Source organism: Akkermansiaceae bacterium (assembly GCA_017798145.1).
GTDB lineage: Bacteria > Verrucomicrobiota > Verrucomicrobiia > Verrucomicrobiales > Akkermansiaceae > Luteolibacter.
In genome coordinates, this window is sequence record CP059069.1 from 2775527 (window position 1) to 2793042 (window position 17516).

General features: G+C 63.7%; 16 protein-coding genes and 1 pseudogene. 12 read left to right on the forward strand and 5 right to left on the reverse strand.

Translation table 11 applies throughout. The annotated features are described in order from the left end of the window. Window positions 1-1563 carry a DUF1501 domain-containing protein gene (locus HZ994_11810; GenBank protein ID QTN32979.1) on the forward strand — a complete coding sequence of 521 codons (1563 nt, stop codon included), beginning with the start codon at window positions 1-3 and terminating at the stop codon, window positions 1561-1563. Then, window positions 1560-2063, forward strand: a complete 504-nt coding sequence (locus HZ994_11815) for a hypothetical protein (protein ID QTN32980.1) — start codon at window positions 1560-1562, stop codon at window positions 2061-2063. The genes HZ994_11810 and HZ994_11815 overlap by 4 nt, the downstream gene beginning before the upstream one ends. Here HZ994_11815 and HZ994_11820 read toward each other — a convergent pair. Further along, on the reverse strand, window positions 2050-2913 hold the full coding sequence (locus HZ994_11820; GenBank protein ID QTN32981.1) for a mitochondrial fission ELM1 family protein: 864 nt from the start codon (window positions 2911-2913) through the stop codon (window positions 2050-2052). The two genes, HZ994_11815 and HZ994_11820, sit on opposite strands and share 14 nt — an antisense overlap. Before the next feature lie 87 nt (window positions 2914-3000). Here HZ994_11820 and HZ994_11825 point away from each other — a divergent pair, with 87 nt between their 5' ends. After that, window positions 3001-3630: a C40 family peptidase gene (locus tag HZ994_11825; GenBank protein QTN32982.1), complete on the forward strand. Its 630-nt coding sequence runs from the start codon at window positions 3001-3003 to the stop codon at window positions 3628-3630. Here the strand turns inward: HZ994_11825 and HZ994_11830 are convergent, their stop codons facing one another. After that, the gene (locus HZ994_11830; protein ID QTN34384.1) at window positions 3631-4638 is read right to left on the reverse strand and encodes an ATP-binding cassette domain-containing protein; all 1008 of its coding nucleotides are present in this window, start codon (window positions 4636-4638) and stop codon (window positions 3631-3633) included. Beyond that, window positions 4549-5295 (reverse strand): annotated as a pseudogene (locus HZ994_11835) (hypothetical protein). The gene HZ994_11830 and the pseudogene HZ994_11835 overlap by 90 nt, the downstream one beginning before the upstream one ends. A gap of 315 nt (window positions 5296-5610) precedes the next feature. Between HZ994_11835 and HZ994_11840 the strand changes: the two are divergent. The 9 genes from HZ994_11840 (at window position 5611) to HZ994_11880 (ending at window position 16311) form a co-directional block, all read left to right on the forward strand. After that, window positions 5611-6276, forward strand: a complete 666-nt coding sequence (locus HZ994_11840) for a prepilin-type N-terminal cleavage/methylation domain-containing protein (GenBank protein ID QTN32983.1) — start codon at window positions 5611-5613, stop codon at window positions 6274-6276. Then, window positions 6273-6806 carry a type II secretion system protein gene (locus HZ994_11845; GenBank protein QTN32984.1) on the forward strand — a complete coding sequence of 178 codons (534 nt, stop codon included), beginning with the start codon at window positions 6273-6275 and terminating at the stop codon, window positions 6804-6806. The genes HZ994_11840 and HZ994_11845 overlap by 4 nt, the downstream gene beginning before the upstream one ends. After that, on the forward strand, window positions 6803-7546 hold the full coding sequence (locus HZ994_11850; protein QTN32985.1) for a prepilin-type N-terminal cleavage/methylation domain-containing protein: 744 nt from the start codon (window positions 6803-6805) through the stop codon (window positions 7544-7546). The genes HZ994_11845 and HZ994_11850 overlap by 4 nt, the downstream gene beginning before the upstream one ends. Continuing rightward, window positions 7543-10260 carry a hypothetical protein gene (locus HZ994_11855; GenBank protein ID QTN32986.1) on the forward strand — a complete coding sequence of 906 codons (2718 nt, stop codon included), beginning with the start codon at window positions 7543-7545 and terminating at the stop codon, window positions 10258-10260. The genes HZ994_11850 and HZ994_11855 overlap by 4 nt, the downstream gene beginning before the upstream one ends. Then, window positions 10244-10909, forward strand: a complete 666-nt coding sequence (locus HZ994_11860) for a PEGA domain-containing protein (GenBank protein ID QTN32987.1) — start codon at window positions 10244-10246, stop codon at window positions 10907-10909. Before HZ994_11855 ends, HZ994_11860 begins: the two co-directional genes overlap by 17 nt. A 5-nt stretch (window positions 10910-10914) precedes the next feature. Further along, a complete protein-coding gene (locus tag HZ994_11865) occupies window positions 10915-11484 on the forward strand; it encodes a hypothetical protein (protein QTN32988.1) in 570 nt (189 codons plus the stop codon). 48 nt (window positions 11485-11532) lie between these two features. Next, complete coding sequence (locus tag HZ994_11870) at window positions 11533-15255, forward strand: Ig-like domain-containing protein (GenBank protein ID QTN32989.1); 3723 nt, start codon at window positions 11533-11535, stop codon at window positions 15253-15255. 218 nt (window positions 15256-15473) lie between these two features. Continuing rightward, window positions 15474-15869, forward strand: coding sequence for a translation initiation factor (locus HZ994_11875; GenBank protein ID QTN32990.1), 396 nt, complete (start codon window positions 15474-15476; stop codon window positions 15867-15869). A 208-nt stretch (window positions 15870-16077) separates the two neighbouring features. Continuing rightward, window positions 16078-16311 (forward strand): hypothetical protein, encoded by a 234-nt coding sequence (locus HZ994_11880; protein ID QTN32991.1) that lies wholly within the window; start codon window positions 16078-16080, stop codon window positions 16309-16311. A 51-nt stretch (window positions 16312-16362) separates the two neighbouring features. On the opposite strand, the gene HZ994_11885 is transcribed toward HZ994_11880, so the two are convergent. After that, window positions 16363-16626 carry a DUF465 domain-containing protein gene (locus HZ994_11885; GenBank protein ID QTN34385.1) on the reverse strand — a complete coding sequence of 88 codons (264 nt, stop codon included), beginning with the start codon at window positions 16624-16626 and terminating at the stop codon, window positions 16363-16365. A 229-nt stretch (window positions 16627-16855) separates the two neighbouring features. Then, window positions 16856-17512, reverse strand: a complete 657-nt coding sequence (locus tag HZ994_11890; GenBank protein QTN32992.1) for a PEP-CTERM sorting domain-containing protein — start codon at window positions 17510-17512, stop codon at window positions 16856-16858. Window positions 17513-17516: the final 4 nt, after the last annotated feature.

Consider the following 17516-nt stretch of genomic DNA (forward strand, 5'->3'; position numbering starts at 1 on the left):
ATGAAAAACCACGAAAAAGAAGAGCTCCGGACCCGCAGGGATTTCCTCCGGCAATCCGCCTGCGCCTCGCTCGGTGTCACCGGCATGGTCAATGTGCTCGCGAACCTCCGCCTCATCACCGCAGCCTCCGCGCAGGTGACGGGCGGCGGCTACAGGGCTCTCGTCTGCCTTTTCCAATCCGGTGGAAACGACTCCAGCAACTTCCTCGTCCCCCTCGCGGATGTCGGCGACCTGACGCTGCGGTCAGATTACCAGGCGGCGCGCGGAACCCTTGCCCTGCCGGTCTCGGACCCTGTTACCGGGGCGCCCGTCCTGCATCCGCTCACACCCGCCAGCAACGCCGCCTTCGCCCGCCATTTCGGCGGCACCGCCATGCCGATGGGCCTGCACCCTTCGTGCGCCGGCATCGCGGAGATGTTCGGCGCGGGTGAACTCGCACTGCTCGCGAATGTCGGAACGCTCAGCTACCCCGTGCCGACGCGCGAGGACTACATCAACAGGACCGTGCCGCTGCCGCAGCAGCTTTTCAGCCACTCGGACCAGCAGACCCAATGGCAGTCCTCGGTCTCCGACAAACCCTTCACCAGCGGCTGGGGCGGGCGCGCCGCAGACCTGATGAACGCATCCTACAACGCCGGGTCGAAAGCCTCCATGTCCATCTCGCTGGCAGGGGTGAACTCCTTCCAGGTCGGCACGGCGGGCGGGGTCGCACAATATACGGTGGGCACCGGCGGGGCGATCAGCCTCAGCGGATACGGCACCAACTACGCATCCGCCTACAACGATCCGGAAAACCCCTCCCTCGGATACAAAAACTCGGACACCGGCAGGAGGCTGCAGGCCTTCGAGCAAATCATGAACCTGACCCACGAGAACCTGCTCGAGGACCAATACAACCAGATCATCCGCGGCGCGCGCGCCACCGAGGGCGTGATCGGCGCGGCGCTCACCGCCGCAGCCGCCGGCGGAGTCGATTTCGATGCCCACTTCGCCGGGGCGCAGACAAAGCTCGGGGATCAGCTCAAGATGATCGCCAAGCTCATCGCCGGGCGCAACGCCCTTGGCAACAGCCGCCAGATCTTCTTCTGCCAGATCGGTGGGCACGATACCCACGCCTCGATGCTCACCGCCCACTCGAACCTGATGGCGGAGCTTTCCGGCGCCCTGCTCGCCTTCCGCAACGCCCTGAAAGATCCCGGCCTAGATGCATTCGGCGACGTGACCACCTTCACCATGTCGGACTTCAACCGCACCCTGCAGGCGAACGGCAACGATGCCACCGCCGGCTCCGATCACGCTTGGGGCGGCCACCATCTTGTGATGGGCGGATCGGTCAACGGCGGCGATATCTACGGACATTTCCCTCCCCTCAAGACCGGTGCCGGGCTGGACTCCCACAGCAGCCGCGGCCGCTTCATCCCCGAGACCTCCGTAGACCAGTATGCCGCCGTGCTCACGAAATGGATGGGCGCAGGCTCGAACGAGATCGAGGCGATCTTCCCGAACCTTCCGCGCTTCGACGACCCGTTTTCGGTGGCCAGCGCCAACCTCGGATTCCTGTGAAACGGAAGGCATGGCAAGCCGGCGCCTTGCTGATCGCGGCCATCGCGATGTTTTTTCTCTCCCGGCCGGATGACGCCGCTCCAGAGACGCCAACTGCGGCAGCCTCCCGGCCAAGCACCCCTTCCGGCGATCTCCCGCAGCCCCGCCCTGCACCAACCCGCCATCCCCTCGCGGAGAGCGCCGCAACGCTCAACGATCCCTCAACCACGGCGGATGACGATATCTCCATCCTGTCCCTCATCATTTCACAGTATGGGAAAATCCTCGGCGGCAACCCCGTCGGCGAGAACGAGGAAATCACCTCAGCCCTCATGGGAGACAACCCGAAGCGCCTGGCCTTCCTCCCGGCAAAGGGTGCTTTCCTCGACAGCTCGGGTCGGCTCACCGACCGCTGGGGCACGCCATATTTCTTCCACGCCCTGTCCGGATCGAAAATGGAAATCATCTCCGCCGGGCCGGACCGGAAGCATCGCACGGGGGACGATATCACATCCGGCTGAGAATGACCGCCGCACAGCGATCCGCCTCGGCCAGGGGTGCCATATCCCTGCCGTCCAGCCGTCCCTCCGCCTTGATTTTCTCAAGCCCCAGCACCACCCGCGCATCCGGCCTGAGCCTCGGCATTTCCAGCACGCCGACCTTCGCGCCGCCGGTGAGCGCCTCGTAGATCATCGAGACGGAGTCTTCGGTGACTTTAATTTCCTCCAGCTCCGGGATTTTCGCCGAAAGCCAGCCGTCCGGGGTATCGCGATGGTGGAAAACCTCAAGATCAGGAAGCCTTTTCCGGATCGCGGGCAGGAATGATGCAGGCGTCCTGCGCGAATCCGCAAGCTGCCAGCCACCGCCTGCCGCAAGCTCCGCGATGCGGGAGACCAGCGCGGCCTCATCATAGCCATGGGTTTTCGACGGCCCGCCGATGAGGAGAAGCTTCCCCTTTTTCTCCCGCTGCCCGGCGATCACGCGGTTCAGCGCACCCTTGCTGGTGATGACGTTCGCCGGCACCCGCTTTCCGTAAAAATCGTGCTCCGGCGCGATGCAGAAATCGAAGAGGCGCAGCGGCAGGCTGGGCCTCATCAGCACGATACTATGGGCATCGTACTTCCGGGAAAGCCAAAGAAGCGGAAGGTGGGTGGCATGGCCTGTGCCGATGATGAGATCCGGAGCAGGGAAATTCCCCGCCGCCCTGACGGCCTCACGCAGCCGTCCGGGAAACCATTTCCCGCCATCCAGCTCCAGCAGCTCCGAACGCACCGGGCGTATGCGCCCCATCGCCTCGGCTAGGCCCAGCGATTGGTTCGCGTGGCCGGGCTTGCCGTCGCTGAGGATGAGGATGTTCGTTGGCTGGCTCAATCTCGTTTGAAAATGACCCTTCGGGCTGGGCTTGGCAAAATGAATCCCTTGTTTGTGTCACCGGGCAATCCGGTGTTAACTGTCCCCATGCTCCGGTGTTTTTCCCTATCGCTCTGCCTGCTGCTGCCCGCAACCGGCCGGCTGGAGGCGCTGCCCCTGCTCGAAACCTCAGAGCTCCGGGATTTCGATAAGCTGGAGGAGCCCAGGAAAAAAATGATCGAAGCCGCGATCACCGCCGCAAAGGAAGTCGAGGGGATGCCATACAAGTACGGGGGGAACGGCCCGCGGGACGGCGGCTTCGATTGCTCCGGGGCGGTCCATTACATCCTCCACAAAATCGGGATCCAGCCGCCGCGCACCTCCTCCGACCAGTTTCTCTGGGTGAGGGGGAAATCCGAAATGCACATGGTGCCGCTCACCGCGAAGGACATCACTGACAAGGCCTTTGCCGACATGAAGCCCGGGGATCTCGTTTTCTGGGCCGGCACCTACGAGCCGGACGACGGGCGCAAGGTCGCCATCACGCATGTCGCCATTTTCATGGGTCATGAGAAAAAGGACGGGCACCCGGTGATGATCAGCGCAAGCGACGGACGATCCTACCGCGGCAAGAGGGGGAACGGCTTCGGCGTGTATGATTTCCGAGTGCCGCGCTCGGGCGGCAAATCCCGGATGATCGGCTTCGGCACTCCACCCGGACTGCCGGAAGGCGGCTGATCACCTCAGCTCCCCGCCGACCATCGCCTGGTAGGTCGGGTCGAGGTCGCGCAGCTCCTCATGGCTGCCGTCGCTGACGATGCGCCCTTCCTTGAAAACAAGGATCCGGTCGGCGATGCGGATCGTGCTGAAGCGGTGCGCGATGATCAGCGTGGTGCGGCCTTTCACCAGCTCCGCGAGCGCCTGCTGGACGGCCGCCTCGCTCTCCGTGTCCAGCGCGCTCGTCGCCTCGTCGAGGATCAGGATGGGCGCGTCCTTCAGGAAGGCCCGGGCGATGGCGATGCGCTGCCTCTGCCCGCCGGACAGCAGGTCCCCGCGCTCGCCCACCTGGGTCTCGTAGCCTTCCGGCTGGGCCATGATGAAATCGTGCGCGTAGGCCTTTTTCGCCGCCGCCTCGATCTCGGCGCGGCTGGCTTCCGTTTTCCCGATCCGGATGTTCTCCTCCAGGGTCCCGAGGAACAGCGACGGGCCCTGCGGGACGACGGCGATCCGGTCGCGAAGGTCGTGCTTGAGGAAATCCCGGATCGGGATGCCATCGAGACGGATCTCGCCTTGCTGCGGATCGTAGAAGCGCGGCACCAGGTGCGCGAAGGTCGTCTTGCCCGCGCCGCTCGGGCCGACCAGCGCCACGACCTGCCCGGCCGGGATCTCCAGGCTCACCTCATGGAGCACGGGGTGCTCGCCGTAGGCGAAGGTGACCCCGTGGAAGGAGATCCCCTCCCGCGGGGACGGGCAGGGCCGCGGGTCGGCCGGGTTCGCGATCGCGTCGTCGCAGTGCAGGATGTGTTCGATCCGGTCCACCGAGGCCTTGCCCTGCTGGAAGAGGGAGTGGATGTTGCCGAGCTTCTTGATCGGCTCGTAGGACATGTAGAGCGCCATCCCCAGGGCCAGGAAGCCCTCGAGGGTCATCCCCGCGCGCACGCCGAAGTAGAGCGCCGCCGCGAAGCCCGCCGCGGCGACCACCTCGATGGAGGGCGAGATGAGCTGGCGGTATTTCACCACCTTCATGCCGAGCCGGAAGATCTCCGCCACCTTCTTGCGGAAGCCGCGGACCTGCGGCTCCTGGAGGTTGTAGGCGCGGATCTCCAGCGCGGACTGGAGGCTCTCGGAAAGCGATGCGGTGAGATCCCCCCCCCGCTCCTGCAGCGCCGTCGCGCGCCGCGTGAGCTTTTTGCCCGCGGAGCGTATCAGCACGATGCACAGCGGCACCGTCAGCAGCGCGATGAGGGCGATGAAGAAACTGCGGTCCTGGTAGGCGAGCACGCCCACCGCGCCTAGCGCGAAGAGCAGCGTCGCGGGCTGCTTGATGAGGTCGCTCGACGCCTGCGCGATGACACCCTGGAGCATCTGGGTGTCGTTCATCAGCCGCGCCAGCAGGTCGCCGGACTTGTTGCGCCTGAAGAAGGCGAGCGGCAGCCCCTGGAGCTTGACGAAGAGGTCGGTGCGGATCGACTCCACCACCCGCATGCCGACGTGCTGGATGAAATACGCGTTGGCATAGCCGGCCAGCGCCCGCACCAGGAAAACCCCGGGGATCCATAGGCAGGTGTAGATGAGCAGTTCGTCGCGCGAGAGCGCCCCGAGCCTGGAGGCGAGCCAGTCGAGATACCATTCCGATTCCCCGCCGCCCTCGTTGAAAAGCACCGGGAAGACGACCTTGGTCATCAGCGGCAGCCCCGCGCCGGATGCGGCGGCATAGACCAGGCCGGCGAAAACCCCGATGAGGAAGTGCCACTTCACTTCCAGAAGGTGGCGGTAGTATGGCAGGAATTTCTTCAAGGGCTGGCCGGAAGTCTTCCCCGCATGCCCGCAAGGGGCAAGCTGGGAATGGGGGGGCGCCCAGCGCGCTTTTCCGCAGCCGTGTGACGAAATCTCCACGAGATTATGGGGTGCATTGGTGTGATTTCTGTATTTACTTGGTCGTGGCACCTGAAATGCTGGATAGTTGCCCCGGCAAGACGGCCCCCCAAGAACCAGAACATGCACGCCAGACCTCACAGCACCATCGCAAGGGATCGCCGTCAGAAGGCCTTCAGCCTGATTGAGTTGTTGGTGGTGATCGCGATCATGGCCATCCTGATCGCTGCGGCCGTGCCGGTTTTCTCCAACACCCAGAACAACGCCCGCCAGGCATCCCGGGAAATCATCAAGGCGCACCTCCAGCAGGCGCGCGCGCATGCGATCGCCGCTTCCACCCCAACGGCGGTCGCCATCCCCGTGCTCGCATCCGGCGGCGATCTGGGCGCACGTGCGGTCTCGCTCTTCGAGGTGGAGCTGGACGGCAACAGCTACGTGCCGCTCAAGGACGCTGCCGGGAAAGACCGCCTGCTCCAGCGCTGGACCATCCTGCCGGGCAATTTCCATTTCCTCGGCTCCGCCCAGCTCACATCCGGGCAGGCGACCATCGTCGACTCCCCCGAGACCATGCCCGCCGAAACCAAGGGCAGGGCGCTCACCTGCCACATCATCGTTTTCTCCCCCAATGGCCAGATCGTGCGCCCGGCAGGCACCATTCAGATCGCCACCGCCCAAGCGGCGCGCAGCGGGAACACTCTCACCCCCACGCAAAAAAACGATGGGAAACCCGTATCCGACCTGCTGCAGGTGAATCGCCTCACCGGTCGCACCCGCTTTGTGGAACCATGATGAAACCCGTCCGGAAACATCTCGCCCGCCGTGGCATGACCCTCATGGAAGTGGTCATCGCCATCGGCCTGGTCGCCTTCGTCGTGCCCATCATCCTGACCATGACGGCCACCACCGGCAACAACCGCCGCAACGCCGAGGCGGACACCCGCTCCGCGTGGCTTGCCCGCGAGGTGCAGCGGCAGGTCCTTTCGAAATGGGCGGAGCCGGTGCGCGAATCCTTCATCACCGCCAGCCCCGGCTTCCCCGCATTTGCCAGCGAAGCATCGCCTCTGGTGCTTGCGTTCGATTCCGCCGGGACATTCATCTCGGAGGGCGGCGCCCAGGATCTCAGCGCCTCCAGCAAGATCCCGAAGGCGTCCTACCTCGTCACGGTTTATGGCGAAGCCCACACCCCTGCTGGCACCGGAAATGCGCCGGATTTGTTTTCACTGCTCCGCATCCGCATCCTGCACCCCGCGAAATCCGCACCCGCAGCCCGCTCGGTTTTCCGCTACAACCTCATCACGACACGCCAGGGAACCCTTTGAAGACACGCCCCACACACCCGGAAAAAGCCCGCAGCGGCTTCACCCTCATCGAGTTGCTCGTCTCGATGGCGATCACCTCCGTGCTCATGCTCGCGCTGTTCTCCCTCGTCGGCCAATCCACCGCCAGCTACACGCAGAACCAGCGTGCGGTCAACGCCGTCTCCCAGGCACGCGCCTTCCTCCAGTTCTTCGATCGCGAGCTCTCCACCCGCCTTCCCGCCACCCGGCTCATCCATGAAACGGACCCGGGCTCCAGCGCCACGGACAAGATCGCCTTCGTCCGGGTGATCTCCGCCGACGAGGAGCTCGCCGCAGATCCGGGAGACCTCAACACCCCGTTCTACTACGTCGCCTTTTCCGCAGACGGCGCGGACTCGGAGTCCCCCAAGCTTTTCCGTGGCAACCTCGGCGCGGCGGAAACCCAAGCCCTCCTCACCGCAGGCGGCTCCCCCGCTTTTCCCGATGCGGATCCAGCCACCGACGAGCCCATCGTCCCGAACATCATCGCCTTCCAGGCCAGGCCAAAATTCCTCGCCGGAAACCCCGCCGCACCGCAGGACTGGACGGACACCTCCCCGGAGCGCCCCTCCATCATCGAACTGTCCGTCAGCTTCATCGACGATTCCTCCGCCCGCCGCTTCCGAACCCGTGCGGATTGGCAGCGCCTCGCCACTTCGCCGCGGGATTCCGAGCTGCAGCTCATCCGCACCTTCACCCGCACCATCGCCATCGCGAAATGACTCCGGCTTCCATCAGAAAAGGCTTCGCCCTGCCGATGACGATCATCGCCGTCGCAGGCCTGACCCTGCTCCTCATCGGACTCCTCACCGTCCTCACCCTCGAGCGCAAGACCGCCCGCTCCTACTCGGACTCCGCACGCGCCGAGCTCGCCTTGGAGAGCGGCCTCGCCATCGCGCTGGGCAAGCTCGGGGAAATCGCCCGGCGCGACGATTCCCTCGTCTTCCGCCTCGACGATCCCGCCACCCCCACCGTGCCTTCCACAGAGCGCCCCCTCGGCTACCGCGAGCAGTTCTTCACCTACGGCGCCACCTTCGGGAAAGACCTCGGCAACCCGAGCCGCTTCTCATGGACCGCCGTGCCGCTTTTCAGCGGATCGGATCCATCCACGATCAGCCCGCCGGTCCCGGGCGACACAGCCTCACCCCCCTCCACTCCCTCCCTCCTTGCGGGTCTCGCCGACTACTCCGGCGAAGCCATCCAGATCGGCCGCCTCAATCAGCACGACCAGAGCATACCCCGAGCGAAGTGGGTGGACGTCCCCTCCACGGACCCCAAGGGCTACACCATGCGCTATTCCTATTGGATCGAGGATCTCTCCGGGCGCATCGACGGAACAAAGGCCGGCGCGGAGCCTCGCACCCTCGGGAAAACAACCGCCGAGCTGCCCCTTTTCAGCTTTTTCGGGGAAACGCCAGGCCCGCAGCAGGACACGCTCGTCTCCAGGCGCTCCGACCTGCGCACCCCCGCTTCGGTGCGCCAACTCCTCGGCATGGAGCCATCCAAGCTCATCGAGCCCTACATCGACTACAGCCACTCCCCGGCCGCCGTCCCGGCCGCGAAACTGGTGCCCGCAGGCTTCGGTTACAAGGACGCGGGGCAGCCCGCCAGGGATATCAACGAATTCGTCAGCGACTCCAACATTGCGGGCCTTGCCGACTACATCGCGGAAAACCTCCCGGATTTCGATGACCGCAAGGGTGCCTTCCGCCAGGACCATGACTACGTCAAAACCCTCGCCGCATCCATCATCGACTACGCGGACACCGACTCCAACCCCACCGCGGGCACCGGCTACCGGGGCATCGATTCCTTCCCCTTCGTCAACAAGATCTACGACCGCTACGAATGGCTCAACCCCAGCCCGACGGCAACCAACGTCCAGATCCGCATGGACACCTACGTGGAGTTCTGGAACCCCTCCAACAAACCGGCCAACGGCCAGGCGAGGTTCCAGATCATCAACCCCGTAAAGGCGAAGATCTCCACCCTGGGAGACCTCCCCTTCAGCCCCGCAAACCCCATCTACACGATCGGCGCCCTCAGCATCGCACCGAACCAGCACCGCGTCGTCAACATCGGCGGACGCGTCTACACCTTCCCCAAGGGCGCCTTCAGCACCGCGACCGTGGAGCTCACCTCCAGCACGGAAACCAACGGCATCAGCGATGCGAACTACTCCCTGCTGTGGCGCGATTCCTCCGCTGTCCCCTTCCAGGAAATCGACACCGCATTCGGCGGCAGCCAGCGCCAGTTCAACACCCTCACCACCAGCTCCACCAAAAAGTGGAAAGGCGCGGGCTCGCCCAACCTCAACACCGACGCCTCCCAATACGGCGATCCCCGCGCTTCCATGTACATCGCGGAATTCCACTACTCCAACACCTACACCACCAACGCCGCATGGGGCGGAAGGGTCTTGAAAACCACCGGCCCGTCCGGCGCGAGGGACGGCTTCGTCAGCAGATGGAATGACCGCGGCAGCAACACCTCTCCGGGCGTCGCGGCAGGCAACGAGAGCTTCACCCCCGGCCCCACGGGGATTCTCAACGCCTCCGGAACACTCACCAGGCCATACCCCGCCGCCCAGCCGGACCGCGCACCCGCCGTCATCTCAAACTCCGGCCGCTACGAATCCATCGGGGAACTCGGAAATATCTTCGATCCCGCCCAGTGGGCCAACGCCGCCCTGCCCTCCAGCACGCCGGACCGCATTTCCGGAGGCGGCATCACCCTGGCGATCGGCCGCCCCGAATACCATGCCTTCGACCAGGAAGGCCGCCGCGCCGCCCAGCTCCTCGATCTATTCTCCGCACAGCCCACCCTGCCCGGCACCCCGGCACGGCCCATCAACATCAACACCGCCTCCCCGGAGGTGCTCCGCAGCCTGATGGCGGGGATCACGCTCGGCGATGACCCGCTGCTCAACGGAACCCTCCCGCCCAAGGCCGCGAAAACCGGCGACCTCTTCGCACGGTATGTCTCCGCCCACAGGAACATCTCCCCCCTCCGCGGGCCATCGGATCTCAACCTGCTCCGCCCCCTCAAGGAACTCGCCCCCGCCGCCCAGGTGCAGCGCAACCACAGCTCGCCTTCGGACGACACCTACTTCGGCTCCCACAACATCTACCCGGCCGCATCCCGCCCGGCGGATGCCGCCCCCGACCCCGGCAAAGGCGGCTCCACCACGGAATCCCCCGTCTGGTCGGACGCAGGACGCGAGGAACTGCTACGCAAGACGCTCGATCTCGTCTCCTTCACCTCCAAGTCCTTCCGCATCGTCGCCGCCGGCGAGGTGCGCAGCGCCAGCGGCGAACTCCTGGGCCGCAAGAACCGGGAATACCACTACACCATCGAGCCCGAGCGGGACGCCAACGGGCTTGTTGTCGCCGGTGGCAAGCTTACCATCACCAAACACTATGAAAGGGATCTCTAGGAAAATCCTCTGTGCCCTCGCCATCCTCTCGGCACCTGCCGCAGCCCAGGAGGAGGAGCAGGAATTCGGAACGCTCAACATACTCAGCCTTGTCGCGGGGGACACCCCTTGCGAGGTAAAGCTCTCCGGGCAAGCCGTCATGCCGGACGGCCTCAAGGCAGGCAACACCACCGGCTGGTTCTTCATCCCCGCCGGCAAGCACGAGATGCGCATCGGGCACCCGGAATTCAGGGACGCCTCCGGCACCATCGAGGTGGCCAAGGGCAGCACCCAGGTCGTCGTCGTTTTCCTGATGCCCTCCAAGCGGATCAAGGTCGATGGCACGCCCTACCCGCCCGATCTCCGTATCCGCCGCTACCCCGCTTTCGAAACCCCGAAGGGCTTCGCACTCAAGGCCGCCTCCATGCTTGAGGAACCCGCCCGATACTCCATCGGCGGGAAAACCTTCTCCTTCGAGAAGGCCGACGCCATCGACATCCCGAATTGGAACGGAAACGGCTTCAAGGTCAGCCAGGGGGAGAAAACCCTCGCAAGCATCTCGAACCGCGAAGACCGCGGCTCCTACTACGTGTTTTTCGCAGGCAACCCGGACGGCACCCACCTCGCGGGTATCGTCCATGCCAATCCCATCGCAATCCCAAAGCCCTGAGAAAAATGAAAACACCGCTCGCACTCGCAGCCCTGCTTGCCGCTCCCTGCCTCCTCGCCGGCCCCTTCAATGTGGCGAACCTCTCGATGGGGGACATCTGCAAATTCACGGTCGCATCCGATGGGGTCACCCAGGATTTCATCCTCTCCTTCGGCCAGACCAGCGGGACCTTCTTCCTGCCCGAAAAGAAGGCCAGCCTCAGTGTCGATTCCCAGGGCAAGCCTTCGGTCGATATCCCCGCCGCCGCGCATCCGAGGCTGGCGATCCTGCACAAGGTCGACGACAAGCTTGAGTTCCGCATCATCGAGTCCAAGCCCTCCCCGGACAAATGGACCTTCCGTATCCTCAACCTTGGCAGCGAGGCCATCACCATCGGGCATGGCAAGGATTCCCATGAAATCCCCGCCGGCGCGGAAACCAGCCCGGCGATCAAGGGTAGGAACGACATCCGCTTCACCACCCCGGATGGCACCGCACACGCCATCCCGGCCAAGGAGACCGAACCCACATCCGTCCTCGCCGTCCTCATCCGATCCGAGGAGGGATGGCATGTAAGCTTTGTAATGGACCGTTGAAAAGCCTTCCATACCACCCAACCAGAATCCCCCAAAATACACAACACCATGAACACCACCAGATCCCGGGCCTCCATCGGTTATTTCCGCAAGGCCGCCGCCTCCGCATTCCTGCTCGCCTCCCTCGCACTGCCCCATGCCGCACAGGCTCAGACGGCCCATTTCATGTCCACCGGGGATTTTTCGGAAAACTTCGATGACATCGCGGACACCGCCGCCTGGCCGAACGGCTTTCTCTCCACCGAGCCGTGGGCATCTGTCGCAACCGACACCACCGGCACGGTCCCTTCCGCGACGCGCATCACCACAAGCACCGCCACCTTCAGCACCGGGTCTTCCGGCGGGGTCCAGCGCGGCACCCAGAACATCCAGCTGCTCTCCACCGGCGGGAATCCGGGCAACACCACCTCGGCCGCCATCGACCTGTTGCTGGATTTCACCAACCGCAATGCCGGAACCCTGTCTTTCGATGCGGCTACAGTCTTCAACGGCACGGGCAACCGCGAGGGCGAGATCAAGGCCTACTACACCACCGATGGAATCGCATGGACGGAGATCACCGGTGGCGGGCTGCCTTACACCGCAACCAACAATCTTACGGGAAGCGCCGCCGTCAGCGTCCAGCTGCCCGCGGCCCTGGACGGCGCCGCGTCCGCGAGGTTCCGGTTCTACTACTACAACAAGGCCAGCGTCGGGACGGTCTCGGGAAGCCGCCCGAAAATCTCCATCGACAACCTCACCGTAACATCCACAGCGGCAGGCCCGGACACCACCAAGCCCACGCTCGCCGGACGCCTTCCCGCACCGGACGAGCCCGCGGCACCCATCGACACCCAACTCACCATCACCTTTTCCGAGCCGGTCGTGGCAGGTGCCGGGAACGTGACGCTTTACGCAGCCTCCGCCCCGTCCACACCCTTGCAGGTTTTCGCCGCGTCGAGCGGCTTGTCCGAGGGCGCATCCGTCTCCTTCACACCCTCCGCCGCGCTTGCCTACGAGACCTCCTATTTCGTCACCGTGGATGCCACGGCCTTCGCCGATGCAGCCGGAAACACCTTCGACGGGATCAGCTCCCCCAGCGGCTGGGCTTTCACCACCGCACCGGAGCCCGCACCCGTCCCTCCGCTCATCGTCAGCGTCACTCCCGGCTTCAATGCCGTGGATGTCCCCCTCGGGGATGTCTCCCTGGAAATCGAATATGACGTCGCGTTGCTGCGCGGCTCCGGCACCTTCAACGTGTTCGACATCGACGATTTCGATTTCCCGCCGACTCCCGTCGCAACCTACGATGTCAGCGATCCCGCCCAGGTCGCCATCACCGGCAGCTCCGTGTCTTTTGTGACCCCCTTCACCGGTGCGGCAGGAAAAACCTATTACATCGAGGCACCCGCCGGGCTTTTCCTTTCCGTCGCCGGCAATGTGGAATCCAAGGCGTTCGGATTCGGAACCGGTGACGTTTACTGGCAATTCCAGATGGAGACCCCGGACGTAACCCCGCCGGCCATCGTCTCGACCAGCCCGCAGAACGGCCAGGGAGCCGCTTCCACAAGCGTTCTCAGGGTGACCTACAACGAGATCGTCACCCTCGGCGCCGGGCCATGGACGGTCACGGTGTTCGATGTGACCGCAGGGCAAAACCTCGCCGTGTTCACGGAAACGGACACCGCCAGCGTATCCGCCGCCGGCACCCAGCTGAGCATCACGCTGCCGCAGGCGCTTGAGTTCTTCAACCAATACAGGGTCACTCTTACGGAGGGGATCGTCAGGGACGCGGCGGGGAACATCTCCCCCGAGGTCGCGGGGGCGGCATGGGAGTTTACCACCGGCGCACCCTTCGCGGCCGGGCAGGTGGTCATTAGCCAGGTATATGGCGGAGGCGGCAACGCATCGGCCCAGTTCACCAACGACTTCATCGAGCTCTACAACACCACCGCAAATCCGATCTCCCTGAGCGGCTGGTCCGTCCAGTATGCCTCGGCGACCGGAACCACATGGTCGGCCAGCAACCTGGAAGGCGTGATCCAGTCGGGCGGCTATTTCCTCGTCCAGCTGGCTGCTGGCCTGAACAATACCCTCCCACCATCGGAACCGCTCCCCATCCCGGACTCCACGGGGACTCTCGCCTTGTCCGGCACCAACGGCAAAGTCGCGCTCTCGAATTCCATCACTCCGCTCTCCGGATCGAACCCTGCGAGCGACCCTGCGGTGAGCGATCTGGTGGGTTATGGGACAGCCAACGGCTTCGAGGGAACCGCCGCCGCCTCCGGACTTAGCAACACCACGGCGGCGATCCGCAAGGTGGCGGGCAGCCAGGACACAAACGACAATGCGGCGGACTTCACCACCGGCCCGCCTGCCCCGAGAAACAGCTCCTCACCCCCGTTCATACCCGGTGCGGACGGCAGCGGCAGCGCCTTGGCCTCGAACGCAACGGCCGGCTCCGCACTCCTTGGCTCCGGGATTTTCCCTTCCATGGCATCCGGCCAAACCCTGAAAATCGATCTCAGCGGCACCTTCCCCGGGGCGACGCTGACGGATGTGGAAATCGACATCCCGTCCGGATTCGGCGTTCCTAACAGCGGGAACCTAACCTTGTCCGGGCCCGCGGCCGGCAGTGGCTCGGCGACCGCAAACGGCCAGACCATCTCGGTCAGCGGGGTCGTCATCACGCAGGCAAACCCGCTCTCCATTGCCATCGGCGGCCTCAGCGTCCCGGATATCTCCATGGATCCCAATGACGCGGGGACACGCAGCTTCACGATCCGCACCGCATCGGGCGGTGGGACACTCACGGCGATTGTGGCCTCGCCATCGGTGCGGGTCGCCATGCCCGTCGCGGATATCGCAACGCTGCGTGCGGTCACGCTTCCCACCCCCAAGGCCTACCTCATCGGCACCGAGGCCATCGTCACCTACGTGGAGTCCGGCAATTTCCGCAACCAGCACTACATCCAGGACGCAACCGCGGGCATACTCATCGATGACCAGCCGGTGAGGCTGGGCGCATCCTACCTTGCGGGCAACGGCCTCAGCAACCTTGTCGGCGGGCTGACCTCATTCGGCGGCATACTCCAGTTCACCCCGGTCGCGGCGACTGCCAGTGTGACCTCGACGGGCAACGCCCCGGCGCCAGCCGTGGTCTCGCTCGCCGATTTCATGGCCAGCCCGGACACCTACCAGTCACAGCTCGTGCGGGTGAACGGAATCACTTTCCAGGATGCCACGGGAGCATTCGCCAACAACGGCACACGGGTGCTTGTGCAAGGCGCTGACACCGGAAATTTCAGGACTTTCTTCAATGCCGAATACACCGGAACGGCACCCCCCGCCGGCACCTTCGACATGATCGCCATCGCGCGCAGGACCACCGACGGTTCCGCAGGATCGCTTTCCCCCCGCCAGCTCGCCGATTTCATCACCGGCTCGCCCCCGGCGCCGGATTACCAGGACTTCGCGGACAATTTCGCCGGCGGGCCAGGCCCCTTGCTGGACTTCGACAACGACGGGGTTCCCAACGGACTCGAATATCTCTTCGGGGTCTCCTCCGGCGGCTTCACGCCCACCCCGCAGATCGCCAACGGAGAGATCTCATGGCCCATCGATCCGACCCGCACGGATGTCGGGTTCATCGTCGAGACCTCATCGGATCTTGTAAACTGGGATCCAGTTCTCATCGGAGATCTTGACCTTTCTGATCCAAACACCGTCAGGTATGTCGTTCCCAGCGGCACAGATCCGTTCTTCGTCCGGATAGGCGCTACGTTTCCCTAGTTATCTTCGTTAGGATCGTTCGGAAAATCAGGCCGGATTTTCCAGTTCGGTCCTGACGTCTTTCTTCGGAGCGAAACGAGGGCCAAGGTGCTGCGGATGCTTACTTTCTTCTTGGGGTGGTGGTCCGCAACCGTATTCGGCAGTGATGGCCGGTTCACCCAAATTCAGGTTCACGTAAAAAGCGTCCGATTCCCGTGATTCGTCATTGAATGGACTCGATGAGCAGGAAGAAACAAAACGCGCAGCACCCGTCAGAGGCCTCCATCCCCTTCGGATCCCTGGATGCACTCGGCGATCTGCCCGCCGGCTGGCAGGAACCGGCTCCCTCCATTCCTGTGAAAACCTCCAAACGGAGACACATAAACACCAATCGGGGCAGGGTGGACATCATCCGCTCAGGAGCCCATCGCGGCGGCAAAGGCGTCACCATCGCCAAAAAATTCAACGGCATCTGCCTTGCCGGGAAACAGAGCCTCGCGAAGAAAATCCAGAAAGCCTGCGGCGTAGGCGGCACCGTGAAAAACGGCGACATCGAGATCCAGGGCGTCAAGAGAGATGAGGTGAAGCGCATCCTAACCGAAGCCGGACTCAAGCCGGTCTTCTCCGGCGGATGAATCCGGAACGGGCTTCCATGAGTGGCTGCGAAATGCAGGGCATGACAATGATTTTCATGCTCCTGCAGGCATTCAGGATCTTGATCCCGTGATCTCAGATACAAGGTTATGTGCCTGAACGCCAGCCCATGCCAACCTGGGAAATCCGGCAATACTTCGGCGCGCCGATCCGCTCACACTTCGACGTCTTCACAACGGGTCGGGGGAGATGATGACAAGTGAGGAAGGGGACGGGCGTTACCTGGGAAAAGTCGTGGCGACCATGTATGGCGGGCTGCCCGGAGGACGGGACATCTACCTCGCGATCGGCGAGACCGCGAAGCGGAGCCAGATCATCAAGTTCGGCGATTCGGAGTGCCTCAAACCGAGCGAAACCGAGCTGGATCTGCTGCTCCTCAAAGAGCTTGGGATCGAGGTGGAATCGCCGGGTGGGGAAACGTGAAGGTTCGCTTTCAAAAATCAACCGCGAGGATGCGGAGCGGCTCACCGGACTTTACGGTCCGAAAGCCTGCTGGCCTTCGGCTTTCACAATCATAGCCAGCAGTTCGTCCTTGAGCATGAGACGGGTCTTTTTCTTTTCGGTAAGGACCGAGTCTTCCGGGGTCTCGATGTTCTCCTCCATGCGCACGATTTCCTTGTCGATGGCTTCGTGCTCGCCCATCAGGCGCTGGAAGTGGGCATTCTCCTGTTTCAGCTGGTGGATGGTTTCGCTGTGCTCGGGAAATTCGGCTGCTAGAGAGTGGTGTTCGATGGATATGGATTCAATGAAACCCTAACCCGGATCTCCAGTCGATGGGGAAAATGCCAAATCGACCGGAGGCGGCTCCGGCAGAAGGGGGATCGCCTTCCCTCAGCTCTTCCGGAAGTGGAAAACACCGCCCTGACCAAGCACGCGCCGGACAAATGGTTCCTGCGTGCCGTAAACCTCGGCTTGGAACCCGCATCTACCCGACCCCGAAAGACCGGAACTTGCCGTGGGAAACGATTCAGCGCCGGCGCCGGATCAGTGCAATTGCACCGCCAAGACCGAAAAGTCCGAAGACCGATGGCTCCGGAACCAACGCCTGGCCGAAGGTGACGCCGGAAATGGTGAAGGTCTCGCCGTTGTTCGCTGGAAGTTCAAAAAGATCCAGACGGAATGCGGTGGCATTGCCGCCCCCCCAGCCAGTTGCCCCGGAGGTGTTCGTCCCACCGTCATTCAAGTCGATGACCACCGAGTATGAGCCGGAAGTGGAGACTGTTCCTGTTCCCAGCCCGGTGGAACTGTTGTTAGGGCCGCCGATCCCGCTGTCGGAATCAGCCCAAAAAATTGAGAGGGGGCCGTCCACCGCACCGGAAGAGGCGGCAAGGAAATCGATCTGGACGAAGGTATGGGTCGCCGTAGGAATGGTGATGCCGCTCCAGGTCACATAGAAATCGTTATTAGCCGGGGTGGTGCTGAACGTGATCGCGAGATTGCCTCCCGCAGTGCTTGTCGAAGCGATATTGGGAGAGCCGGGGCCACCTCCACCAGCGACTCCTGTCGTCGGGTCGACTGAAATGGGCGATGCTCCTCCCACGGTCTGTCCTGTAGTGATCAAGGTGGCTCCGTGGGCTGTTGCGGCAAAGAGGCCGAGGATGGTAAAAGAGTAAAACGGTTTCATGGTT

Bases quoted from the DNA above. Each gene is read 5' to 3' on its own strand.
- HZ994_11855 (QTN32986.1), top strand. From the start codon at position 7,543: ATGACTCCGGCTTCCATCAGAAAAGGCTTCGCCCTGCCGATGACGATC.
- HZ994_11890 (QTN32992.1), bottom strand. From the start codon at position 17,512: ATGAAACCGTTTTACTCTTTTACCATCCTCGGCCTCTTTGCCGCAACA.
- HZ994_11845 (QTN32984.1), top strand. From the start codon at position 6,273: ATGATGAAACCCGTCCGGAAACATCTCGCCCGCCGTGGCATGACCCTC.
- HZ994_11870 (QTN32989.1), top strand. From the start codon at position 11,533: ATGAACACCACCAGATCCCGGGCCTCCATCGGTTATTTCCGCAAGGCC.
- HZ994_11840 (QTN32983.1), top strand. From the start codon at position 5,611: ATGCACGCCAGACCTCACAGCACCATCGCAAGGGATCGCCGTCAGAAG.
- HZ994_11810 (QTN32979.1), top strand. From the start codon at position 1: ATGAAAAACCACGAAAAAGAAGAGCTCCGGACCCGCAGGGATTTCCTC.
- HZ994_11875 (QTN32990.1), top strand. From the start codon at position 15,474: ATGAGCAGGAAGAAACAAAACGCGCAGCACCCGTCAGAGGCCTCCATC.
- HZ994_11825 (QTN32982.1), top strand. From the start codon at position 3,001: ATGCTCCGGTGTTTTTCCCTATCGCTCTGCCTGCTGCTGCCCGCAACC.
- HZ994_11830 (QTN34384.1), bottom strand. From the start codon at position 4,638: ATGAAGGTGGTGAAATACCGCCAGCTCATCTCGCCCTCCATCGAGGTG.
- HZ994_11860 (QTN32987.1), top strand. From the start codon at position 10,244: ATGAAAGGGATCTCTAGGAAAATCCTCTGTGCCCTCGCCATCCTCTCG.
- HZ994_11865 (QTN32988.1), top strand. From the start codon at position 10,915: ATGAAAACACCGCTCGCACTCGCAGCCCTGCTTGCCGCTCCCTGCCTC.
- HZ994_11880 (QTN32991.1), top strand. From the start codon at position 16,078: ATGATGACAAGTGAGGAAGGGGACGGGCGTTACCTGGGAAAAGTCGTG.